13 protein-coding genes and 1 pseudogene are annotated in these 24098 nt (G+C 74.3%); 5 read left to right on the plus strand and 9 right to left on the minus strand.

All coding sequences use genetic code 11. The annotated features are described in order from the left end of the window. Positions 1-194 precede the first annotated feature (194 nt). Complete coding sequence (locus ACWGKQ_RS15470) at positions 195-1178, plus strand: lysylphosphatidylglycerol synthase transmembrane domain-containing protein (protein ID WP_453292428.1); 984 nt, start codon at positions 195-197, stop codon at positions 1176-1178. A 7-nt stretch (positions 1179-1185) separates the two neighbouring features. Here ACWGKQ_RS15470 and ACWGKQ_RS15475 read toward each other — a convergent pair whose 3' ends face one another. From ACWGKQ_RS15475 to ACWGKQ_RS15500, 6 genes are read right to left on the minus strand one after another with little or no spacing between them, the layout of a single operon-like run. Continuing rightward, a complete protein-coding gene (locus ACWGKQ_RS15475; protein ID WP_453292429.1) occupies positions 1186-2241 on the minus strand; it encodes a class I SAM-dependent methyltransferase in 1056 nt (351 codons plus the stop codon). Beyond that, positions 2225-3415: a glycosyltransferase gene (locus ACWGKQ_RS15480; RefSeq protein ID WP_453292430.1), complete on the minus strand. Its 1191-nt coding sequence runs from the start codon at positions 3413-3415 to the stop codon at positions 2225-2227. The genes ACWGKQ_RS15475 and ACWGKQ_RS15480 overlap by 17 nt, the downstream gene beginning before the upstream one ends. Then, positions 3412-4227 (minus strand): alpha/beta fold hydrolase, encoded by an 816-nt coding sequence (locus ACWGKQ_RS15485; RefSeq protein WP_453292431.1) that lies wholly within the window; start codon positions 4225-4227, stop codon positions 3412-3414. Before ACWGKQ_RS15485 ends, ACWGKQ_RS15480 begins: the two co-directional genes overlap by 4 nt. Before the next feature lie 3 nt (positions 4228-4230). Beyond that, the gene (locus ACWGKQ_RS15490; RefSeq protein ID WP_453292432.1) at positions 4231-4548 is read right to left on the minus strand and encodes an acyl carrier protein; all 318 of its coding nucleotides are present in this window, start codon (positions 4546-4548) and stop codon (positions 4231-4233) included. Beyond that, the gene (locus tag ACWGKQ_RS15495) at positions 4545-9194 is read right to left on the minus strand and encodes a beta-ketoacyl synthase N-terminal-like domain-containing protein (protein ID WP_453292433.1); all 4650 of its coding nucleotides are present in this window, start codon (positions 9192-9194) and stop codon (positions 4545-4547) included. Before ACWGKQ_RS15495 ends, ACWGKQ_RS15490 begins: the two co-directional genes overlap by 4 nt. A gap of 1 nt (position 9195) precedes the next feature. After that, entirely contained in the window at positions 9196-16164 is a 6969-nt protein-coding gene (locus tag ACWGKQ_RS15500) for an SDR family NAD(P)-dependent oxidoreductase (RefSeq protein WP_453292434.1), read from the minus strand. Between the two features lie 551 nt (positions 16165-16715). Here ACWGKQ_RS15500 and ACWGKQ_RS15505 point away from each other — a divergent pair. Further along, positions 16716-16775 (plus strand): annotated as a pseudogene (locus tag ACWGKQ_RS15505) (hypothetical protein); the annotation flags it as partial. Positions 16776-16895: 120 nt separating this feature from the next. On the opposite strand, the gene ACWGKQ_RS15510 reads toward ACWGKQ_RS15505, so the two are convergent. Beyond that, positions 16896-18737, minus strand: a complete 1842-nt coding sequence (locus ACWGKQ_RS15510) for an RICIN domain-containing protein (protein WP_453292435.1) — start codon at positions 18735-18737, stop codon at positions 16896-16898. Between the two features lie 414 nt (positions 18738-19151). On the opposite strand from ACWGKQ_RS15510, the gene galU reads away from it, so the two are divergent. After that, the gene (galU, locus tag ACWGKQ_RS15515) at positions 19152-20102 is read left to right on the plus strand and encodes a UTP--glucose-1-phosphate uridylyltransferase GalU (RefSeq protein WP_453292436.1); all 951 of its coding nucleotides are present in this window, start codon (positions 19152-19154) and stop codon (positions 20100-20102) included. Positions 20103-20191: 89 nt separating this feature from the next. On the opposite strand, the gene ACWGKQ_RS15520 is transcribed toward galU, so the two are convergent. Continuing rightward, positions 20192-20629 (minus strand): DUF4442 domain-containing protein, encoded by a 438-nt coding sequence (locus ACWGKQ_RS15520; RefSeq protein ID WP_453292498.1) that lies wholly within the window; start codon positions 20627-20629, stop codon positions 20192-20194. Positions 20630-20819: 190 nt separating this feature from the next. Here ACWGKQ_RS15520 and ACWGKQ_RS15525 point away from each other — a divergent pair, with 190 nt between their 5' ends. Both ACWGKQ_RS15525 and ACWGKQ_RS15530 read left to right on the plus strand, forming a co-directional pair. After that, complete coding sequence (locus ACWGKQ_RS15525) at positions 20820-21836, plus strand: hypothetical protein (RefSeq protein ID WP_453292437.1); 1017 nt, start codon at positions 20820-20822, stop codon at positions 21834-21836. An 84-nt stretch (positions 21837-21920) separates the two neighbouring features. Then, entirely contained in the window at positions 21921-23249 is a 1329-nt protein-coding gene (locus tag ACWGKQ_RS15530; protein WP_453292438.1) for an MFS transporter, read from the plus strand. On the opposite strand, the gene ACWGKQ_RS15535 is transcribed toward ACWGKQ_RS15530, so the two are convergent. Then, positions 23211-24056, minus strand: a complete 846-nt coding sequence (locus tag ACWGKQ_RS15535) for a spermidine synthase (protein WP_453292439.1) — start codon at positions 24054-24056, stop codon at positions 23211-23213. The genes ACWGKQ_RS15530 and ACWGKQ_RS15535 overlap by 39 nt on opposite strands. Positions 24057-24098: the final 42 nt, after the last annotated feature.

Raw genomic sequence — 24098 nt, forward strand, 5'->3', positions numbered from 1 at the left:
TCCTCCCCTGTCGCGTGCTCCTTCCCCAGGAAGGCTACCGGGTCCGCCGGGTACCGCCGTGCCCCTGGCACCGGCCCGCCCTCCTGCCTTCGGTTTTCGGACATCCGGGGGTCATTCGGGATGGGAAGGCTCCCGGCGTCTCCGCTTGCCTGCGGCGCCCCACCGCAGGCCCGCCGTGGAAGGACAACGTCCCCGTGTCCTCTCTGTCCTCGCTCCGCTCCGACGCGCCGCCCGTGCGTCCGCTGCCGTCGCCCTCGACGGCGGGCCGGCCGCTCCGGCTCGCCCTGTGCCTGTCCCCGCTGCTCGTCGCCGCGGTCTGGGGGCTGGCCAACCAGTCCCTGCTGTACGAGGGCGTCACCCGGCTCGCCCGCGCCGAACCGGCCTGGCTGCTGGCCGGAGCCGCCTGCACCTGCCTGACCTGGGTGGTGGCCGCCTGCATGCGGCAGGGCGCGGTACCCGAACGGCTGCCGCCGGGGCTGCTGCTGGCCTCGCAGTTCGCCGCCGGGGCCGCCAACCACGCGCTGCCCGCCGGACTCGGCGCGCACGCCGTCACCGTGCGTTTCCTGCGCACCCGGGGCGTCCCCCTGGAGCGGGCCACCTCCTCGATCGCGCTGTACTCGGTGGCCAAGTCGGGCGCCAAGACGGTCGTGCTGATCGGGTTCCTGCTGTCCTCGTCCGCGTGGCGGCGGCTGGGCGAGCTGGTGCCGGACGGCGTGGTGCTGATCCCGGTCGCCGCCGGCCTCGCCCTGGCGGGCACGGCGATGGCCGTCGTACGACCGCTGCGGCGGCCGGTGACGGGGCTGGTGCGGTGTGCGCTCACCGATGCCCGGGCGGTGCATGCGCGGCCGTCCCGGGTGCTGGCCCTGTGGGGCGGGGCCACGGCGATGCCGCTGGTGCAGGCGAGCGTGCTGGCCTGCACCGGGGAGGCGCTCGGGCTCGGGCTGTCGTGGCCGGAGGTGACCCTCGCGTATCTGGCGGCGGGCACGGCCGGAGGTGCCGTGCCGGTGCCCGGCGGGGTCGCGGTGGACGCGGCGCTGGTGTTCACGCTGGCCGCGTTCGGCTCCCCGCTGGCCGTGGCCACCGCGACCGTGATCGGCTACCGCGTCCTGACCGACTGGTTGCCGCTGCTGCCGGGCGCCCTGGTGCTGTCGGCGATGATCCGCGCGAAGGTGCTGTGAGCCGTCCTCAGTCGCGGCGGGCCACGATCCGGTAGGCGTTGGAGACGCGCAGGCGGTGCGAGAGCGGGCGTACGGCGAAGCGGTCCAGGAGGGTGCCGGCGATCAGGGCCGGGATGCCCGCGATGAGCAGGGCGGCGCGGAGGGTCTTCTGGAGGGCGCCGGGCGGTGTCGGCAGCCAGGGGGCGTCCTCGCGCGGGGCGGTGTGGTCCAGGGCGAGCCAGACGGCGGCCAGCAGGTCGACGGGGTCGTGGGCCTCGGCGTGCTGCTCGGCGACGACCGTGAAGCCCAGGTCGGTGAGGCGGGCGCGGAGGTTGGCGACCGGGATGAAGTGCAGGTGCTGCGGCTGCAGCCAGGGCAGCCACCAGCGGCCCAGGAGGCGGGCGTAGCGGCTCTCCGGGTCGGGGACCTCGATGAGGAGGTGGCCGCCGGGGCGTACCGTCTCGTGGGCGGCGCGCAGTTCGCGGTCGGGGTCGGTGCTGTGTTCCAGGTAGTGGAACATGCTGACCACGTCGTAGCGCGCGGCGAGCTCGGGGGCCAGGTCGGGGAAGGCGCCGTGGTAGGCGTGCTCGACGCGGCCCTCGCGGGCGGCGAGTTCGACGCCGTCGGTGAAGTCGAGGCCGTCGAAGGCGGTGCCGGGCAGGACCTCGCGGGCGGCCTCGCAGAAGTGGCCGTGGCCGGTGCCGACGTCGAGCCAGTTCTTCGGGGTCGGGTCGTGCGGGACCATGGACCGGGCGCGGCCCTGGTACATCTTGGTGCGGCCGCCGAAGGTGCCGCTCATCTTCTGCTCGCCGAGGCCGTCGTAGAAGTCGCGGTAGTAGAACTCCAGGCCGGTCTCGTTCAGGCGCGGGTTCTGGAAGGTGTGTCCGCACTCCTGGCAGCGGTCGAGGGCGAAGGCGCCGGGCTTGTGCTGGAGCAGGTCGGTGGTGCGCAACCGGGTGGTCAGCCGGTCGGAGCCGCACCAGGGGCAGGTGCTGCGCGGGGGTTCGAAGAAGCGGTCGGTGCCCTCGGCGAGGTCCTTCTGATAGGCGGAGCGCAGCGCCTCGATCTCACTCTGCTTGCTCATCGGTTCTCCTTGCGTGCGGGTCGGCTGCGAGGCGTTCCAGGTGGGTCGCGGCGGCCGGCGCGCCGCCGGCCGCGCGGAACGCGGTGCGGATCCTGGCGGCCGCCGTGCGCGGGCCGGGCTCGTACAGGACGGTGTCGAGGGCCTCGCCCAGCCGCGCGGCGGTGACCCGGCCGAACCTGACCCGGATGCCCGCGCCGGCGTCGACGACCTGCCCGGCGATCACCGGCTGGTCGTCGCGGATGGGGGCGACGACCAGCGGAACGCCGTGCCACAGTGCCTCGCACACCGTGTTGTGCCCGGCATGGCAGACGACCGCGTCGACCCTTTCCAGGAGCGGGAGTTGGGGCAGGGAGGGCAGGATCAGCAGGTCCTTGTCGTCGGCCGCCGGAGGCAGGGTGGCGCCGGGGTCGGCCACCAACGCCTGCACCTGGTGGGCCCGTTCGCGTACGGCGGCCACGCACTCGGCGAGGAACCGGCCGCCCACGTCCGCGTTGGCGGTGCCGAGGGAGATGAGGACCCGTTCCCGGCTCGGGTCCAGCCACTCCCAGGGGAAGCCGTCGGTGACCGGGCGCTCGGTGATCGAGGGGCCCACGTAGCGGACCGCCGGCCGGTCGGTGGGGCCCGCCAGTTCGGGGGTGGTGAAGGCGAGGGTGAGCCGGGGCGAGAAGCGCGGGTCGGCGGTGCCCGCCGGGTCGCCGATGCGGTCCCGTAGTTCCGCGAGGCGGTCCCGGAGCCACTCGGCGACCTTGGGGATGCCGTCGTAGGCGCCGCCGAACTCGGCCGAGGTGGTCGCGGAGGTCGCCCAGGGCAGGCCCAGCCGCTCGGCCACCAGGGCGCCGGCGAAGGCCTGTTGGTCGGCGACCACCACATCGGGGCGGAAGTCGTCGACGGCCGCCCGTACGCCGGGCGCCATGGCGTCCGCCAGGGGCACCAGGAACCACTCCCAGAGGAACTTCAGCGCCTCCGCGCCGCGCAGGTCGGCGGGCCGCTCCCCCTCGGCGGTCCCCGCGCACGGGAACACCCGCGCCCGCGGTCCCGCCAGCCGGCGCACCAGTCCGGCGTCCGCGCAGACCCAGGCCACCCGGTGCCCGCGCGCGGTGAGTTCGGCCGCCACCCCGACGGCCGGGTTGATGTGCCCGACCAGGGGAGGTACGACGAACAGGAAGCCGCTCACCGGACCCCGGCCGCTCGTGCCCCGCCGACCGTGTGGATCAGCTCCAGGATGTGTCCGCCGACCGTGCCGGCCGCCTCGACCAGCACCGAGTGTTCGTGTCCGGGCAGCACCACCGACCGGTAGTCCGCCAGCAGGGCCTCCTTCAGCGGGACCACCGCGACCAGGTCGGAGTCACCGCCGTACACCCCGAGGACCGGGCAGCGTACGGCGCTGATCTGGTCCTCGGTCAGGACCCGGCTGGCCGGGATGTCCCGGCCGAGGCTGGTCTCGCGGGCGAGCCGGGCCGCGCCCTTGGCCAGGCGGGCGGTGTTGTGGCTGCGGTTGGCGGTGATCCAGGCGATCGCGTCCGACTCGTTGTGGGCGAGTTCGGTGACCACCCGGTGCAGGATGCCGCCGATCTTCGCGGCCCAGGCGGCGGTCGCCGGCTCGGACTCGATGAGGGTCAGGCTGGCGGTGCGCTCGGGGTGGCGGGCCGCGTAGCCGAAGGCGATGGTGCCGCCGTAGGAGTTGCCGACGAGGTGCACCGGGCCGGTGACCGACAGCCGGTCGAGCAGGGCCTCCAGGTCGTCGATGTTGTGGTCGAGGGTGTAGCCGCCGGCCGGGCGGGCGCTGCGGCCGTGACCGCGCAGGTCGTACATGACCACGTCGAGACCGGAGGCCGCGAAGGCGGGGGCCACGGTGAAGTAGTAGCTGGCCAGGCTGTCGGTGAGCAGCCCGTGGACGAGGACCACGGTGGCGAGGGGGGTACGGCCCTCCGCCGGGCCCATTCTCTGTACGTGCAGCCGGATGTCCCCGGTGTCGACCATCGCCATGGCTCAGCCCGCCTCCGTGGCCTTCAGGCTCCACACCACGTACTCGACGAGCCGGCCGACGGTCAGCCCGATGATCTCGTCGAACTCCATCCCGGCCAGGAACTCGGCGAAGTTGACCCGCTTCCCGTACCGCTCCTCCAGGAGCCCGGCCAGGGTGACCAGGTCGATGCTCTCCAGCTCCAGGTCGCGGTTGAAGGTGGTGCTCATGCCGATCTCGGCGTCGTCGTCGCCGTACTCCTCCAGGAGGGTGCGGAGCATCCGCGCGAGGTCGGCGAGGACCGCCTCCTCGTCGGCGCGGACTTCGGGCTCGATGGGATTCATCGCGGGTCCTCCTCGGGGTCTGCGGCTGCCGGTCCGGTGGTCCAGGCCACGACGTAGTCGCGGTCCGGCAGTGCGGGGGGATTGCGGACCGGCGCGCAGCGCACCGGGTAGGCGCGTTCCAGCCGGCCCGAGACCAGCAGCCGGCTGCCGTCGGGGGCCGCTTCCAGGACGGTGAAGTCCCGTGGCCGGCCGTCGAATCCGGTGCCCTCCGCCTTGGCGACGGCTTCCTTGGCGGCCCAGAACCGGGTGAACCACAGGGACCGGGAGCTGGCTGCTCGGCCTGCGCCGTCCGCTCCGTCCGCGCCGTCGGCGGAAAGGTCGTGCAGCAGCCGGAGTTCGTCCGCGCCGAGCGCGGCCTGCAGGGCGGCCGGGTCGCGTTCGGTGACCTCTTCGAGGTCGATGCCCGGACCGGGTCCGGGGGTGTGCGGCCGTACGATCGCCACCGCCGCCTCGGCCCGGTGGGCGAGGGAGACGTCCAGCGCGGGCAGCGTGCGGCCGTGCACGCCGACCACGTACGGGCGGCCCAACTCGTCGTTCTGGAACCGGAGTTCGGCCGGGAAGACCGGGCCCTCGCCGTGCTGCCAGAGCCACTGCCGTACCGCGTCCTTGGCGGCGATCCGGCCCAGCAGCCACTGCCGGCGGCCGCGCGGCGGGCGCGCTGCGTACTCCGAACGTTCCGCTCCGCCGAGGGAGTTGCGCATGATCAGTTCGCGGGAGGCCAGGTCCGGCCAGCGTTCGTGGAGCAGGGTCCAGCCGCCGGGCCGGGCTTCGGAGAGGGTGTTGCGTTCCGGGAAGCGCTCGACGGGGCGGGTGTGCGGGTCGTTGTCGAAGCGGCGGTCCTGCCAGCCGTCGATCCGGGCCCAGACCCGGTCGCCGACGGTCAGCTCCACGTCCGCCTCCAGGACGGTGTCGGTGAGCGAGGTGATCCGCACCAGGCAGCCGACCTCGGTGCCGGGGGCGGGGTGCGGGCCGTAAAAGCGCATCTCCCGCATCTGCACCGGGAAGACGACGGTCCGCTCGGTGCGGGTGGCCATGATCCAGTAGCCGAGGATCTGACCGACGTTGTCGAGCAGCGCGCCCGGGGCGGTGGGCGTGGTGATCGTGCCGCGGACGTGCCGGTCGCCGATCGCGGTGAGCTCGGTGACGCCCTGGAACGCCGGGCCGTGGAACATCCAGCGCTCGGAGTAGAGCTGGGCGGCGGTGTGGTCGGGGCCGCGTTCGGGGGTCGGGGGGTGTGCGGGGGCGGCGGGGGGTGCGGAGTGGTGGGGGGCGAGTTCGATCACCGCGCGGGCGGTGGGGCCGAAGGTGACCGAGACGCGGCCGGGCTCCCCGGGGGTGACGGTGACCGGGACCTCGACGGGGGGTGTGGCGGTGAGCCAGCGGTCGAAGCGGGCTCCGTGCACGGCGACCGCACGCAGTCCGGTGGTGTCCTCGGCGGCGTCCATCATGTGCTGGACGATCGTGGTGGCGGGGACCACCGGCCAGCGGTCCTCGGTGTCGGGCCAGCCGGGGCGCTGTGGGAAGAAGCAGTGGTCGAGGAGGTGGGGCATCGCCTCGGGGGACACCTGGAGGATGGTGGTGCGGGAGGTGGGGGGCGGCGGCTCGGGTGTTGCGGGCCGGGGTGCGGTGGGCTGGGGTGCACTGGGGGCCGGGATGCGGGGCAGGGCCCGGGCGGTGACGGGGGTCGTGGTGCCGGACGGGGTGCGGATCGCGGTGAGGACGGCCGCTGCCGTGTCGGCCGTCTCCCGCAGCAGCGCGTCGAGTTCGGCGGCGGCCGGGATGCGGGCGGCCAGGTCGTCCAGCGGGGACGGCCCGATGGGCGTCCGCCTGCCACTGCCCAACGCCGTGCGGAGTTCGGGCAGTTCCGGGCCGTCCAGCGACACCAGGGCGCCGCCCAGATCGAGCCGGACGGGCGGCAGCTGCCGTGCGGGCGTGGCCGCACCGCCCGTCCTCGGCACCGCCGGGGCGACGGAGGCGCCGGCCGTCCACAACGCCGTTGCCACGCGCCGGAGTTGGGCCAGTCCTGAGTGGTGCGGGGAGTTGGCGGCGACGGCGAGGTGGTCGCGGTCGGCGAGGGTGTCGGCGATCAGGGAGGCCAGCCGGCCGGGGCCGGTCTGGACGAAGACCCGGTGCCCGGCGGCGTACATGGCCTCGACCAGCTGCCGGAACCGGACCGGCTCCAGCAGGTGCCGGACGAACAGCTCGCGTACCTCCGCCTCGGCCGCCGGGAAGGGGGCCGCGGTGGTGCCGGACCAGACCGGGACCGTCGGCCGGTGCAGCCGGAAGCGTTCGGCGGCCTCCTTGATGGGGGCCAGGTACGGCTCCAGCATCGGGGTGTGGAACCCGGACCGGAACGGCAGCACCTGGCACAGCACGCCGTCGGCACGGAAGGCACGGACGAAGTCCGCCACGGCCCGGTCCGGGCCGCAGACCATCGACTGGTTCGGCGCGTTGTCGTGCGAGAGCACGATCCCGGCGTCCGCCCAGTCCTCGTGGAGTGCGGCGCGGACCCGGTCGGCGGAGGCGCCGACCGCGGCGAACGCGAGGCCCGGGACGGTGACCGCGTCCGGGTCGAACTCGGCCATGAACGCGTCCACTTGGTCACCCGAGTAGAGCCCGGCGGCCGCCATCGCCGTCCACTCGCCGACGCTGTGCCCGGCGACCGCGTCCGGCACCACGCCCATCCGGCGCAGCGCCGAGTCCAGCAGCCGCCCCACGCCGACGACACCGAACCCATGACGGCCCACGTCCCCCACCCGCACGGCGTCCGTGACCGGGCCGGGGACGGTGGGGAGGCCGAAATGCGCGGCGATGTCGTCGACGCGGGGAGTGAACTCGCCTTCCAGGCCGGGGAAGACGAAGGCCAGTCTGCCGGTCGGCAGCAGCGCGGCGGGCCGGAACCACACGTCGTTGCGGCCCGGCCAGGCGCGGCCCTTGCCGACCGCGCGCCGCGCGAGGGCGAGGCGTTTGGCGGTGGGGTCGACGATGCCGAGCCGGGCGGGGCCGGCCTGCGGGTGGGTCTCCTCGGGGGCGAGACCGGCGGCGAGGACGGCGGAGTCGTCGGCGGCCAGGACGGCGGCCAGCTGTTCGGGGGTGTCGGCGGCGAGCAGGAGGATGCGCTCGGGTTCGGTGACCTCGGTGACGTGGGGTGCGGTGACTGCTGCGCTTCGGCGGCCGACGGCGGCGGCGCGGTTGCCGGGGGCCTCCTCCAGCACCACGTGCGCGTTGATCCCGCCGAACCCGAAGGCGTTCACGCCGGCTCTGCGGACCGGCTGTCCGGGAGCGGTCTCCCAGGGCGCGGCCCGGTCCAGGGTGCGGAAGCGGGTGGCGGCGAGCGCCGGGTGCGGGTCGTCGCAGTGCAGTGTGGGCAGCAGGGTGGCGTGGTGCAGCGCGAGGGCGGCCTTGACCAGCCCGGCGACTCCGGCGGCCGGCATGGTGTGGCCGATCATCGACTTCACCGAGCCCAGCACGGCCCGTTCGCCGCTCCGGTCGTCGCTGCGCCCGCTGGGTCCGCCGGGTCCGCCGGGTCCGAAGACCTCGGCCAGCGTGGTCAGTTCGGCCGCGTCACCGGCCGGGGTGGCGGTGCCGTGCGCCTCCAGGAGGCCGACGGAGTGCGGTGCGGCGGGGTCGAGGCCGGCGGCCCGCCAGGCCTGGCGGACGGCGTGGGTCTGGCCGCCGGGGTCGGGGTTGACGAGTCCGGCGGTACGGCCGTCGCTGGCCACGCCGGTGCCGCGGATCACGGCGTAGACGCGGTCGCCGTCGCGTTCGGCGTCCGCGAGGCGCTTGAGGACGACGACTCCGGTGCCCTCGCCGATGAGGATGCCGTCGGCGTCGCGGTGGAAGGGGCGGATGCGCTCGCTCGGGGAGAGCGCGCGCAGCTGGGAGAAGACGCTCCACAGGGTGATGTCGTGGCAGTGGTGCACTCCCCCGGCGAGCATCAGGTCGCAGCGCCCGGCGGTGAGCTCGGTGACGGCCTGGTCGACGGCGACCAGGGAGGAGGCGCAGGCCGCGTCCACGGTGTAGGCGGGGCCGCGCAGGTCGAGGCGGTTGGCGATCCTGGAGGCGGCGAGGTTGGGCACCAGGCCGATCGCGGACTCGGGACTGGCGGGGCCGAGCCGGTCGGTGAACGCCTCGCGTACCCGGGCGAGTTGGCCGGGCGTGAGGTCGGGCACCAACTCGCCCAGGGTGCGCACGAGTTGCCCCGCCGTCCGGACCCGCTGGTCCAGCCGGACCAGGCCGGGGGTGAGGTAGCCGCCCCGGCCCAGGACCACGCCGATCCGGTGCCGGTCGGGCAGCCGGTCCTCGCCGCCCGCGTCGGCGATCGCGGCGGCGGCCACGTCGAGGGCGATCAGCTGGTCGGGTTCGGTGCCGGACACGGAGTTCGGCATGATCCCGTACCGGGTGACCTCCACCTCGGCCAGTCCGTCCACGAAGCCGCCGCGCCGGCAGTACACCTGGTCGGGGACGGCGGGCCCGGTGGCCGAGCCCGGCCGGTAGTAGTCCGCGTCCCAGCGTCCTTCGGGCACCTCGCCGATCGCGTCCACGCCGTCGCGCAGGTTTCTCCAGTAGGCGTCGAGGCCCGCGGCGCCGGGGAGCAGCACCGCCATGCCCACGATCGCGACCGGTGTCCGGCGGTCGTCGGTCATGTCACCAGCCCGAGGCGGTGTAGACGACGGCCCGCACGGACTCCTCGCCCCAGGCGAGCTCCCGCAGCAGGGCGGCGGTGCCTTCGTCGGGGTCGATCAGCTCGATGCCGCGCCGTGCGTACTCGCGCCCGAGTTCCGGGCTGACCATGCCGGTGTGGCCGCCGACGGGCGCCCACGGCCCCCAGTGCACGGTCAGCGCGCGGTTCCCGGTGCGCTCCGCCCAGCCGGCGCCGAGGCTCTCCAGGGCGTCGTTGGCGGCAGCGTAGTCGGCCTGGCCGCGGTTACCGAGGACGGCCGAGATGCTGCCGAACAGCACCGCGAAACCGGGCCCGTTGGGCAGTTCCTCAAGGGCGGCGAGCAGGGTGGCCGCGCCGGCCGTCTTCGTCCCGTACACCCGCTGGAAGGACTCCGGGGTCTTCTCGGCGATCAGCCGGTCCTCGATCACCCCGGCCGCGAACACGACCCCGTCCAGGCGGCCGTGGTCGGCGTGGATCTCCTTGACGGCCTGGAGTGCGGCGTCGCGGTCGCGGAAGTCGACGGCGCGGTAGCGCGCCTCGCTGCCGAGCGCACCGAGTTCGTCCAGGGTGGCGGTGATCTCCCGCTGGGCCAGGATCAGTTCGGCCTCGCGGTTGATCTCGGCGGGCTTCAGGCCGCCCCGGGCGGCGAGGGCGGTGCGGAGTCCGGCCGGGGTGCGGGCGGCGGCGGTGTCCGGACTCTCCGGGCCGGTGGGTGCGGGGGTGCGGCCGAGCAGTTCGATCCGGCAGCGGCAGGCGGCGGCGAGGCCGGCCGCGAACTTCGCGGTGATGCCCCGGGCCCCGCCGACCAGCAGCACCACCGAGTCCCGGTCGAGGCCGAGGGCGGCGGCCTCGGCGGCCCCCTCCCCGGCCGGTCCGGCCCCGGTGCCGGCGAGCGCGCCGGGCGGTACCTCGACCAGTTCGAGACCCTGGCGGCCGGCGGCCGTGCGGAGCACGACCGGAGCCGGTTCGGGCGCGAGCAGTTCGGCGAGCAGCGCGTCGGCGACCGCCTCCGGTGCGGTGTCCCCGAGGGTCACGACCCGGGCGACGGTGTCCGGGTACTCCCGGGCCACGGTACGGAACAGCCCGTGCAGCCCGGCCGAGCGGGCCGCGTCCGCGCCGTCGGCGGGGTGGACGGCCAGCAGCCAGCGCGGGCCGCGGGCGAGGGCCGCGCGCAGCACCGGGTAGGCGTCCGGCAGGACCGGGGCCTCGGCGGCCCCGGGCAGGCCGCCCAGATACAGCACCCCGTCCACGGTGCCGTCCGCCGCGCCGAGCAGCCGGTCGGCCGCCTCGGTCACGACCTCGGCCCCGTACCCGGCGAGCCGCGCCGCGACCCGGTCGGCGGCCGGGCCGGTCTCCGCCCCGAGCAGCATGAACCGTTTGCCGGTGAGCAGCGCCGCGGGATCGGCCTCCGGGTCCGGCTGGGCCAGGGCGACGGGCCGCAGGGCGAAGCGCTTGGGGGCCACCCCGGTGAGGGGCTCAGCACCGGCCCCGGGACCGGAAACCGGGTCGGTACCGGCCCCGTCGGCCGGTTCGGCGACCGTGGGACGCGAAGCCGCCCCGGAACCGCTCCCGCCCACGGGCTCCGCGACCGCCGGGACCGCGGCCTGCCCGGCGGAGCCGCCCTCGTCCACCCGCGCCTTCAGCCACCCCGTCACCGCGGCCGCCGTGCGGGCCTTCGCCAGCTCCTCCAGTTCGGCGTCGTCCAGGGTCTCCGCGCCGCCCGCGATGCCGAGCCGCTTGGCCAGCTCCCCCGCGATCTCGGCCCGCTTGATGGAGTCGATGCTCAGGTCCGCCTCCAGGTCGAGGTCGGGCTCGATCATGTCGACGGGGTAGCCGGTGCGCTCGCTGATGATCTCCAGGACGACCCGCTCGACGTCGGCCGCCGCAGCGGGCCCGGCCTCGGGCTCGACCGCGGGGGCGGGTGCGGGCTCCGCCGACTGCGGCTGCGCCACGACCACTTCGGCGGACGGCAGCTGCTGGAGCACCGGCGCGGCCGGTACCTGCACCTGGGTCGCCCCGAAATAGGTGAGCAGCACATCGCGCTGGGCGGCGACCATCTCCCTGCTGGTGCGCAGGAACTCGGAGATCAGCGCGTCCCGGTCGGCCGGGGCTCCGTGCGGCTGGTTCGTCGTCACAGTCGTCGTCTCCACGACTCGTCGGGCCGGTGCGAGGGCACCGGGCAGGAGGTCTCCGGCGGCGGTGCGCACAAGCTGTCCGTCGACCGTCCAGCCGGGCCGCTTGGGCGCCGGGGTCCGGATCGCGTCCACGGCGTCCCGGCCGCGCAGCAGCCAGGCGGTGCGTACCGGGGCACCGGCCACGGCCAGGTGGGCGAGCGCGTCGAGCCAGCCGCGCAGTCCGCTGCCGGCCCGCGGCTCGCAGGCCACGGTGGTGTGCGGGCGGTCGCCGAGGATCTGCCCGACGAGCCGGGTGAGGACAGTTCCGGGCCCGGCCTCCACGAAGACGCGGGCCCCGGCCTCGTACATCGCCTCGATCTGGGCGGCGAAGGCGACGGGTGAGCCGATCTGGGCGGCGAGTTCGGCGCGTACGGCGTCGGCGTCGGGCCGGTAGGGGGCCGCCGTGCGGTTGGACCACACCGGGAACTCGGGTGCTCGTACGGCCGTGTCCGCGAGGACTTCCGCGAACCGGTCGCCCGCGCCGGCCACGACCGGGCTGTGGAAGGCGCAGGCCACCGGGATCCGTTTGGCGCCGAGGCCCGCCTCGCGCAACAGCTTTACGGTTTCGGTCACTTCGCCGGTCGGGCCGGAGATGACCGTCTGCCGGGGCGAGTTGTGGTTGGCCACGACCACGGAGTCCGGGGCTCCGGCCGTCCGCAGCGCGCGCTCGACGTCGTCCGCTCCGGCGGACACGGCGGCCATGGTGCCGGGTTCGTCGCCCGCGGCGGCCAGGATCGCGGCAGCGCGTGCGGCGCTCAGGTCCAGGAGGGTCTCGGGGGTGAGGGCGCCGGCCGCGCTGAGGGCGACGAGTTCGCCGTAGCTGTGTCCGGCGGCCATGTCGGGGCGGACCCCGGCCGCCGTCAGGAAGGCGTGCGCGGCGAGGCCGGTGATGCCGAGGGCGGGCTGGGCGGCCCGGGTGTCGGTGAGGGCGGCCCGGTGGCGCTCGCGGGTGTCGTCGTCGAACGCGGTGGGCGGGTAGAGGGCGTCGGCGTGGCCGCGGCCGAGCTGGAGGTAGTGCTGGAGCTCGGGGAAGGCGATGAGGACGTCGGCGAGCATGCCGGGGCGCTGGCTGCCCTGGCCGGGGAAGAGGAAGGCGACCTTGGCGTCGGTGTCCGGGGCGGCGTCGGCGCGGGCGTCGGCGTCGGCGCGGGTGCGGGCGTCGGTGTCGGCGTCCGGTAGCGGGTCGGCCAGGTGGATGCCGGCGGCCGGGTCGTGCTCCGCCGCGAGGACGCGGCGCAGTTGTCCGGTCAGCCCGGCCACGTCGGTCGCGACCACCGCGGCCCGTACCGGCTCGTGCGAGGCGTCCGCGCGGCGGGCGGCGGCGAGCGCCAGGTCGCGCAGCCGCCAGGAACCGGTCCCGGCGGCCCGCAGGATCTCCTCGACGCCGCGGTGGGCGGCCTGCTCGTCCCGCCCCCGGAACACGAACAGCTCGGCGGGCCAGGCGTCCAGGCCCTGTTCCGGCGGTACCGCGCTGTCGTACGCGGCCAGCACCACATGGAAGTTGGTGCCGCCGAACCCGAACGCGCTGACCCCGGCGACCCGTTCGGCGGGCGGGGTGGCCCAGGGCCGGGCCTCGGTGTGGAAGGCGAACGGGCTGCCGTCCTCCCGCCAGGCCGGGTTGGGGTGGTCTAGGTGCAGGGTGGGCGGCTTGACGCCGGTGTGCAGGGCGAGGGTGGTCTTGATCAGCCCGGCGAGCCCCGCGGCGCACTTGGTGTGCCCGATCTGGGACTTGACCGACCCGAGCGCGCAACCGCCGTTCTCCGCGCCCGCTTCCGCGAACACCTCGCTGAGGATGGTGAGTTCGGTGCGGTCGCCGACGACGGTCCCGGTGCCGTGCGCCTCGACCAGGCCGACCTGTGCCGGGGAGATCCCGGCGCTGCGGTACGCCCGCTGCAGGGCGGCCCGCTGGCCCTCGGGGCGCGGGGCGGTCAGGCCCAGGGAGCGGCCGTCGCTGGACGAGCCCAGGCCCTTGATCACGCCGTAGATCCGGTCGCCGTCGCGCTCGGCGTCGGCCAGCCGTTTGAGGACGACGCAGGCCACGCCCTCGCCGAGCGCGATGCCGTCGGCGGAGCCGTCGAAGGCGCGGGAGCGGCCGGTCGGGGAGAGGGCGTGCACCGAGGAGAACAGGACGTAGTCGTTGATGCCGTTGTGCAGGTCGGCGCCGCCGCACAGCACGACGTCGCTGGTGCCGGCGGTGAGTTCCTTGCAGGCGACGTCGACGGCGGCCAGCGAGGAGGCGCAGGCGGCGTCGACGGTGTAGTTGGCGCCGCCGAGGTCGAGCCGGTTGGCGATCCGGCCGGAGATGACGTTGGCGAGCATGCCCGGGAAGGAGTCCTCGGTGAGCTGCGGCAGCTGGTCCTCGAGACCGTCGGGCACCTTGCCGTAGTAGGAGGGCAGTACGGCGCGCAGGGTGGCCGCGTTGGAGAGGTCGCTGCCGGCCTCGGCGCCGAACACGACGGAGGTGCGCGACCGGTCGAACTCCCGCCCCCGCTCGCCGTATCCGGCGTTGTCCAGGGCGCGCCGGGCGGCCTCCAGGGCGAGCAGCTGGACGGGTTCGATGTGTCCGAGGGAGGCCGGCGGGATGCCGTAGCCCAGCGGGTCGAAGGGGATCGGCGGCAGGAAGCCGCCCCATTTGGACGTCGTGCTGCCGTCGGCGTGGTGCACGGCCGGATCCCAGCGCTCCACCGGCACCTCGGTGACCGCGTCGTGTCCGGCGACCACGTTGGCCCAGAACGCGGCGAGGTCGGGCGCCTGCGGGAACATGCAGGCCATGCCGACGATCGCGATGTCGAGCGGTGCGGGGGCGGCCGGTGCGGGCGGCTGTGGCACCGCCGTCCGCCGGGCCAGGAAGTCGGCGGCCCCGTCGGTCACGGCGTGGTGCAGGGCGGCCACGGTGGTGGTCGCCGAGCGCAGCACGGCGACCTCTCCGGCCATGAACATCCCGTCGGAGAACTGCCGTTGCTCGTTGACGGGCGTCAACTCGCCGTCGCCCACCCGGTCGACGCCCTTGCTGGCGATCCGCAGCCGTCCGACGTTGAGCCGTTCCAGCTCCTCCCACACCCGCCGGTCGGGTACCCCGCTCTCCCGCAACTCCGCTTCACGCTCGCGGTAGTTGTAGGTGAACGGGCTGGGGACGCAGCGGGTGGCGTGGCCGGGCGCGGTCTCCAGCAGGGCGGTCGAGGCGGCCGCCATGACCTGGCGCTGGAACAGGGGCTGGATCGCGCCGCGGTCCACTGCCTCCTCGGTGAAGAGGTAGGCGGTGCCCATGAGCAGGCCGACGGCCGCGCCCCGGGCGGTGAGCGGCGCGGCGAGCGCGGCGACCATGGCCGCCGAGCGTTCGTCGTGGATGCCGCCCGCGAAGAACACCTCCAGGTTCTCGGCGTCCGGGAAGTCCTCCAGTACGGCGAGCTGGGCCTCCCAGAGCGGGAAGCTCGCGCGCGGTCCGACATGGCCGCCGCACTCGGAGCCCTCGAACACGAACTTGCGGGCACCGGCCTCCAGGAACTGCCGCAGCAGCCCGGGCGAGGGCACGTGCAGGAAGGTGCTGATCCCGGCCCGCTCCAGTGCCTCCGCCTGGGCGGGCCGGCCGCCCGCGACGATGGCGTGGCTGGGCCGCAGCTCGCGTACCGCTTCGAGCTGGGCATTCCTGAGTTCCTCGGGCGCGAAGCCCAGCACGCCGACACCCCAGGGGCGTCCGTCGAGCGCGGCCTTGGCCTCGGTCAGCATCTGCCGGGTGCGGGCGCCGTCGGCGAGGGCCAGCGCCAGGAAGGGCAGCGCCCCGTCGTCGGCGACGGCCGCGGCGAAGGCGGCCCGGTCGCTCACCCGGGTCATCGGGCCCTGGGCGAGGGGCAGCCGGGTGCCGAGGGCCCGGCTCATGGCGGAGGTGGCGGGCCGCAGCGCGGCGCCTGCGGCAGTCCCGTTCCCGTGGATCGCGGCGGTCAACTCCCGTACGGTCCGCCGTACATCGCCCCACCGCTCGGCGAACCGGGCGGCGAGGAAGCCGTCCTGGCCGACCGGGAGCAGTTGGGTGCGCGGGTCCTCGGCGCCGAGGAGTGCGGCGACCGCGGCCGGGGTGTCGGCGGGCGGGCGCACGGCGTCCGGGCCGCGCCGGTGCAGGATCCGGTGACCGGCCACGACGACGGTCTCGGAGCCGTCCAGGGAGCGCAGTGCGGCGGCCGTCGCCTCGGGCAGCCGGGATTCGGCGAGCAGGGCCAGCTGGCTGTCGAGGACCACCCCGGCCGCGCCGCCGGCCACCGCGGCCGCCGCCGTGTGCGGTCCGATGCCGCCGGCGGCCCACACGGGGACCTCCAACTCGCTTGCTGCGAGCAGCTGTTGGAGGAGGACGAAGGTGCTGAGATCGCCGACCCGGCCGCCGCTCTCAGCCCCCCGGGCGATCAGCCCGTGCGCACCGGCCGCGACCGCCGCACGTGCCCCGGCCAGGTCGGTGACCTCGGCCAACACGCGGGTGTGCGCGGCGAGTTCGGAGACGGTCCAGGGTGCGTCGGCGGCCCTGACCACGATGTCGGGGGCCGGGCCGGGGTCGTCCCGGGTGAGCTCGTCCGGGGTGAGGGCGCAGCCGGCGGCGATCCGCACGCCGTACGGTCCCGGCGCCGCCCGTCTCAGCCGGGCCAGCGCCTCCCGGGCTCGTCGGTCGCCGCGGCCCAGGTCCAGGACGCCGAGTCCGCCGGCGGCACAGACCGCTGTGGCGAGCCTGGCATCGGGTTCTCCGAAAGGGGTGATGCAGATGATCAGGTCGACGGCACGCACAGGGGACGTCATGGCGCTCCGAATAATCGGGAGGACAGCACGGTGGGGGATGTGTGCGGCGGAAAGCTCGGGTGAGGCCACCGGAAACTAGCGAGTTCGTTACTCGCGGGTCAATAACGGAGCTGACCCATCACGACGGGTAGCATTGATTCGGCCATCGGGAGGAATTCACCGCAAGAGCCGAAAATCCGAGCAATTCACTTCGACGCGACCGCCGCTCGACGCCCGGATCACCGGCGGCACACCGCCACAAGCCCGTCAAAGCACCCCGGTCATTCACCCGGCACACATCGCCAGGCAACGCGGCGTGCGACCGCGCCGAGCTCTGTAAATTCGGGATGACTTCGGTCCGCTGGCTCGATCCTGGCACACCGGAAACCCGCGCCGAACGTATCCGCGCGAACCCTCACCCAATCCTGACAAAAACCTGTCGTCAACCGTATTGCTTCGAATGAAACGCACAGCGGGGAAAATTCTTGTAAACCCTTGAAGCAAAGGACCGGAGAGCCGTCGGTTCCGCGCGTTTGGCCTGTGCCCTGCGACCGGCACGACGCCCCCTTCGCGTGCCCGGACACACAGGGTTCTGCCCCTGGTGCGGGCGAAGGCTCCCCGAGTCGCAACGGGACAGGTGGTTCGACGAACTGGAACGCGTCGGCTTCTGCCGGTACTTGGCCTTGGTGTGCACCAGTAGCAGACCATCGGTCCAGCCGGGCCCGGAGGCGAGGCGGGGCCCGGTGCGGACGTCAGCCGAGCAGGCCGCCCACTCCGCTCACGACGTCCGGGACGGAACCCACGGCGTCCGTCACGGTGGCCGGTACCGAGTCCAGGACGTCGCCGACCGCTTCGGAGACCGGGTCCACGGGCTCGCGGGGTGCGGTCGGCGTGCCGGGCACGGGATCCCGAGGGGCTCCGACCTGCGCGGCCCGGGTGGCGTACGGCTGCTGCGGCTCGCCGGGATCGTTCTGCGGAACCACCGGTAGCGGCGGCGGCTCGGACGTCCCGGGCGACTCGCCCTTCTTCGGCGCGGGTGGCGCGGGTCGCGCGGGTCGCGGAGTCACCGCGACTCCGCCCTCCCCCGGCTCCAGCTCCCAGCGCTGCCCGGCCGCCCCGCTGCGCCGGGCCACCACCACCCGGGTCCCGTCCGCGGCCAGGGCGAGGTCCCTGTCCCAGCGCAGCACGAGTTCCCCGCGCACCGTCAGGTCGTACGACACCTCCCCCGCGTGCACCAGGCAGCCGGCGACCACGACACTGTGCCTGCCGGGGTCGGCGGCGAGGCAGAGGGTGGGGTCGAGCGCGCTGCGCAGCATGCCGTCGTCCTGGTACGACCACTGCTGGGACCCGGCGTCCGAGCACGTGCCGAGCCGCAGTTGCGCGCCCACCCGCGGCCGGCCCCCGAGCACGTCGACGCAGAGCCCGGCGTCGAGGCCGCGCAGCCTGCCGTGGGCGATCTCGACGGGCTCGCCCACGGAGGCCGGGGACGGAGAGCCCGAGGAGGGCGACTTCGCGGCGGGGCCGGGCCGGGTGGTGCCGCCGCTGGGGGCTCCCCAGGTGGTGGCGCCGGGGTGCGGGACACCGTTGTCGTCGGACCAGCTCTTGGCGACGAGCACGGTGGCGAGCAGGGCGAGCGAGACCAGCCCGGCCCCGGCCAGCACGGCCTTGCGCCGTCCGCCCGCGGACCCGATGCGGTGCCGTCCGGCGGGCACCGCCGCGGGTGCGGGTTCGCCGCCGGCCGGCCAGGCCTCGACGAGCGCGCCGCGGGCGGACCGCGCGTCGAGGTAGCGGCGGGCGCCCCAGCCGAGCACGGTCTCGGCCAGCAGCACCTCCAGGCCGCCGTCGAAATGGCTGAGCTGTTCGGCGGCGTGCCGGCAGTAGCGGCACTCGGTCAGATGCCGTTGCACATCGGGGAGCAGAGAGCCGCCCCGGCGAATGGGGACGTCGAGGAGCCGGTTGTAGAAGCGGCATTCCTTCGAAGGCGCGAGTTCCCGGTGGGCGCGTACCAATCCGATCCGGAATTGTTCGCGGGCCTGGTCGAGGGCGGCCGTCGCGGTTGCGGTGTCGACACCCAGCAGACCAGCGGGTATGTTTATGGGTTCGGCTTCGACCTCGGAGTGCCAGAGGAGGCATTGCGAGGCTCCCGGAAGGGCCTGGAAAGCGCGCTCCGCGAGTTGCCGTCTTTCCGGGGTGCCGGGTCTCGCGGCGCCCAGTCCGCGGCCGCCGGTGGTCTTGCGCAGTTCCGGTGCGACCACCGAAATGGCTTCGTCGGCGGCCCAGGCGCGGACCGTCTCCCGTACGGCCACGAGGAGCTGCGGACGCAGGGCGCCGCCCACCGCGCCGCCGGCGAGCCGGCCGAGGACCCGTTCGAAGGCGGCACTGGCGACGAGCTGGGCGGTGGGCGTGGCGGCGGCGAGGCAGACGACGGCGTAGTCGCAGGTGGCGCCCCAGTGCCGGGCGAGCAGCAGGGCGACGGCATGGTGCCGGGCCGCGGGGGTGCCGGTGAGCTGGGCGACCAGATTGCGGTCGGACTCCCCCGGGGTCGAACCGGGGCGAGGCGGGTAAGGCGGGCGTGGGGGGTAGGGGGATTGCACTGAACCATTTCCTTCCGGGCCGCAGGACGGCATGCGAAATGGCGCCCTGACGGAATGCAGTGCTGATTGGTGCGTACCTTTTCGGGTCCATAACGTCCGGCCTGTTGGCCGTACCGATCTCCGGACCCTCCCGCGGGGTGGCTCACCTTCGCACACACGCCTCACAGGAAACAAGAAGTTGGGGTGACCTAAGTTCAAAGACTCGGGAATTCAGATAAGTTACCGGCGGTATCCATGGCTGGCCGGGATTCAGCGGTCGCACAGGTTCAACTTGTGTGCGCCGGGGACCCGATGGCACACGAAATCTTCAACTCCCGGACGGTCTTGGTCACCTGCGGCGGAACGCGGAGTTCCACAGCCGCCTCCCACGTTTCTCCGGGGCCCCTCTCATCCCGGCGGGTCAGCATGGGCCGCATGATCGCCCCCCACTCCTCCCCCACCCCCACATCCTCCCGGCCGGTCCGCAAGGCCGTCGTCCCGGCCGCCGGGCTCGGCACCCGGTTCCTGCCCGCCACCAAGGCGACGCCGAAGGAGATGCTGCCGGTCGTCGACAAGCCGGCCATCCAGTACGTCGTCGAGGAGGCGGCCAATGCCGGGCTCGACGACATCCTCATGGTCACCGGCCGGCACAAGCGGGCCATCGAGGACCACTTCGACCACGCCTTCGAGCTGGAGCAGGCGCTGGCCGCCAAGGGCGACACCGTGCGCCTGGACGCCGTCCGCGATGCCGCGCGACTCGCCGACATCCACCACATCCGCCAGGGCGACCCGCTCGGCCTCGGCCACGCGGTGCTGTGCGCCAAGCACCACGTGGGCGACCAGCCCTTCGCGGTACTGCTCGGCGACGACCTGATCGACGCCCGCGAGACCCTGCTCAGCCAGATGCTCGACGTCCGCGACCGCTATCGGGGCAGTGTCGTCGCACTGATGGAGGTCGACCCGTCACAGGTCCACCTCTACGGCTGCGCCGCCGTCGAGCCGACCGGCGAGAGCGGTGTGGTCAGGGTGACCGGCCTGGTGGAGAAGCCGTCTCCGGAGAGGGCGCCCAGCAACTACGCGGTCATCGGCCGCTATGTACTCGACCCCGAGGTGTTCGGCGTCCTGGAGCGGACCGCGCCCGGCCGGGGCGGCGAGATCCAGCTGACGGACGCGTTGCAGGACCTGGCCGCGGCCGGCACGGTCCACGGCGTCGTCTTCGACGGACTGCGCTACGACACCGGCGACAAGGGCGACTACCTGCGCACGGTGGTCCGGCTCGCCTGCGAACGCCCGGACCTGGGGCCCGAGTTCACGGCATGGCTCAAGGAGTTCGTGGCGGGCCTGGCGGAGGACGGGGCCGGGCGCGAGGAGCGCCGCGCCGCCTGAGCGGCCCCGATGGAGGGGGGTGCGGGCCCGGCGGCCCGCGCCCCCTTTCGAAGTTCCGCACCGCCGACCGGCAGCGCCGGTCAGGCCGGTCAGCCGTTGGGACGCAGGGTCCACACGACGGTCATCTCGCCGGTGACCGCGCCGTCCTCGCGCGTGATGGCGACGGTGACCGGGAACTCGGGGCGCTTGCCCTCGTCGAGTTCGGCGACGACGTCGGCGATCGGACGGCCCAGGGTCGCGGTGGCCCTGACCGGGCCGAGGGCGACCTTCTTGTAGGCGATCTCGGCGCTGACGGCGAGCGGTACGGCCCGGGAGAGCTGGTCGCCGAAGGCGGCGAGCACGATCGCGCCGCTCGCGGACTCGGCGAGGGTGAACATCGCGCCCGCGTGCGGGCCGCCGATGTGGTTGTGGAAGTCGCCCTGGTCCGGCAGGGACAGCACGGCCCGCTCCGGAGTGGTCTCCAGGTACTCCAGGTTGAGGGTCCGCACCATCGGGACCGTGGCGGCGAGCATCTCGCCGATCGACATCTGGTCAGTGCTCATGACGGTCATGTTACTCACGAGTAGCCGAGACTGACCAGAGCCGCTGCGGTGATCGTTGTCAGGACGTCCCGGTCGGCCGAGGTGCCGGGACGTCCCGGCCGGCCGGTCTCTCGGTACGGTCCCGACGAGGACCGGTGACCGGATCGTGTCCCTGGCGGCACTAGGGTTGCGAGCCATGTGGCCAGAACAGCAGCCGCCAGGGGGCGAGCAGTACCCGCAGAACAACCCGTATCAGCAACCGGGTTACCAGCAGCCGAATCCGTACCAGCAGCCCGGCTACCAGCAGTACCCGCAGCAGGGCGGCGGGTACGGGCAGCAGCCGCAGTGGGGCCCGCCCGGGCCCGCCGGCACTCCGCAGGCACCGCAGGGCGGGGGCGGCGGGGGTCGCGACCGCACGAAGCTGGTCGCGATCGTCGCGGCGACGGCCGTCGTGGTGGCGGCCGGGGTGACCGGGTTCCTGGTCCTCGGCGGCAAGAAGGACGACAAGGCGGACACCGGCAAGAACCAGCAGGCGACCCACTCGCCGGCCGTGTCCGCCTCCGCCTCTGCCTCCGCGTCGACGGACGACAGTCCGCGCGGCGGCGACGCGACCGAGAAGCCGACGATCGCGGGCTGGAAGACCGTCGTGAACCCCAAGTGGGGCACGGCCTTCGACGTGCCGGCCGACTGGGAGGTCCTGACCTCGGGGACGTCCGTCGGCTTCGAGGACAAGGACGGCAAGCCGATCATCACGATGTCGGCGCCCGCCCAGTACAAGTCGAAGTGGTGCACGAGCGACGACGACAAGGACGGCAGGACCGAGGACACCGCCCTGGCGGCGACGGGCACCAAGGGCGAGAGCGGCGCGAAGACCGCGGGCGACGCGGCCGTCCGGGAGGTCCCCTGGTGGGTGTACGGCGGCTACACCTACCCGGACAAGAAGACCATCACCTACGACAAGAAGGCCACCGCCTACACCACCGCTTCGGGTCTCAAGGGCGCCTACGCCTGGGCGCGTTCGACGAACACCCCGCAGAAGGGCAAGTGCGCGAGCGACGGCAAGGCGATCACGTTCGGCTTCGAGAACTCGGCCGGCGACCTGGTGTCGTGGGACTTCTACGGTGCCAAGGGAGTCAACGGCGAGGTCCCGACCGCGACGATCATGAAGATCCTCAGCACGGTCCGGCTGCACGGCACCCCGACCGAGGGCTGACGGCGGCCGGGGCCCGGATGCCCGCACAGCAGATGCCCGGGAATCGGATTGGCAGGGCGGGCTCCCGGCGGGGATAGTCGGGCGGTGACCTCCGCCTCCGACTCCCCCGGTACTCCCGGCACCCCCGGCACCGCCGTCCGCCTGCGCAGACCCGCCTGGGCGGGCCGCAACTACAGCCTGCTGACCGCGGCGACGGTCGTGACGAGCCTGGGCGCCAACGGCTCCCTGATCGCCGCCGCGTTCGCGGTGCTGGACGCGGGCGGCGACGGCGGGGACGTCGGCCTGGTGGCCGCCGCCCGCACCTTCCCGCTGGTGCTGTTCCTGCTCGTCGGCGGCGCGATGGCGGACCGCTTCCCCCGCCACCGCGTGATGGTCGCGGCCAACGCCCTCAACTTCCTCTCCCACGGAGCCTTCGCCGTCCTCGTGCTCACCGGCGACCCCCGGCTCTGGCAGATGATGCTGCTCAGCGCGCTGGGCGGCACCGGCCAGGCGTTCTTCAGCCCGGCGGCGGAGGGCATGCTGCTGTCCTCGGTGAGCGGCGAACAGGCGGGCCGTGCGTTCGCCGTGTTCCGGATGGCGATGCAGAGCGCCGCCCTCGGGGGTGCGGCCCTGGGCGGCGCGATGGTGGCCGCGATCGGACCCGGCTGGGTGCTGGCGGTGGACGCGGCGGCGTTCGCGGTCGCCGGGACGCTCCGCTCGTTCCTCGACGTCAGCCACATTCCGCCGCGCACCCCGGGCCAGGGGATGCTGGCCGACCTCCGGGAGGGCTGGCGGGAGTTCGCGGGCCGCCCCTGGCTGTGGGGAATCGTCGTCCAGTTCTCGATCGCGAACGCGATGGTGGGCGCCGCCGACGCGGTCTACGGCCCGCTGGTCGCCCGCGACAGCCTGGGCGGACCCGGTCCGTGGGGCCTGGCGCTGGCCGCGTTCGGCGCGGGCACGGTGGCCGGGGCCCTCCTGATGACCCGCTGGAAACCCCGCCGCCTGCTGTTCACCGGCACCCTGTGCATCTTCCCGCTCGCCCTCCCCTCGGCGGCGCTGGCCGTACCCGTCCCCGTGGCGGTCCTCTGCGCGGTGATGTTCCTGGCCGGGACCACGGTCGAGGTGTTCGGCGTCTCCTGGATGACCGCGCTGCACCAGGAGATCCCCGAGGAGAAGCTCTCCCGGGTCTCGGCCTACGACTGGTTCGGCTCCGTCTCCCTGCTGCCCCTGGCGACGGCGCTGGCGGGCCCCGCGGAGGACGCCTTCGGCCGGGGCCCGGCCCTGTGGGGCTGCGCGGGCGTGGTCGTCGCCGTCACGGCCGCGGTGCTCCTCGTCCCGGACGTACGCAACCTCACCCGCCGCACGGTCCCGGTCACCTCGCAGCCGACGGCCGCCTCATCCGATCCCGAACGCTCCGCCGGGGGGCTCGGGTGACGGTACGGCGTCCGGGTCCCCGACCGGCCGGGCCGCGCCGACGAACTCCCGCAGCGCGAGCCCGTGTTCGACCCGCGCCGGGAAGGCGTCGGCGGCTGTACGACGGGCCAGCGCGCCGGCGTCGACCGGCCGGTGCGAGGCGATGAGCACCGCGTTCCCGAACCGCCGCCCGCGCAGCACGCCGGGCTCGGCGATGAGCGCAAGCTCCTCGAAGACGGCGGCGAACGTGGCGAGTTGGGAGCGCAGGAAGCCGAAGGGGGCGGAGTCCGCGAGGTTGGCCAGGTAGACCCCGTCGCCCCGCAGCACCCGCTCGGCCTCCCGTGCGTAGTCCAGCGAGGTCAGATGCGCGGGAATCCGGGACCCGCCGAAGACATCGGCGACGATCACGTCGGCCGAGTCCCCGGGCGCCGCCTCCAGCCAGCCCCGCGCGTCGGCGGCGTGCAGGGCGATCCCGGTGCCGTCCGCCAGCGGCAGGTGCTCGGTGACCAGCTCCAGCAGCTCCCGGTCGGCGTCCACGACGTCCTGCCGGGAACCGGGCCGGGTCGCCGCCACATACCGGGGCAGCGTGCAGGCGCCCCCGCCGAGATGCAGCACGTCCAGCGGCGCACCGGCCTCCGCCACGGCATCCAGCACATACCCCAGCCGCCGGGCGTACTCGAACTCGAGATGCGTCGGCTCGTCGAGATCCACATACGACTGCGGCGCCCCGTCGACGGTCAGCAACCAGGCCCGCTCCCGATCGACATCGGGCATCAGCTTGGCGGTCCCGTGCTCGGTGACCCGGACGACGGGTATGGCTTCGTTCACTTCTCCATTGTGCGGTGCCCGTACGGAATCAGGGAGCGCGGG

The sequence above is a fragment of the Streptomyces sp. NPDC054770 genome (assembly GCF_053611985.1).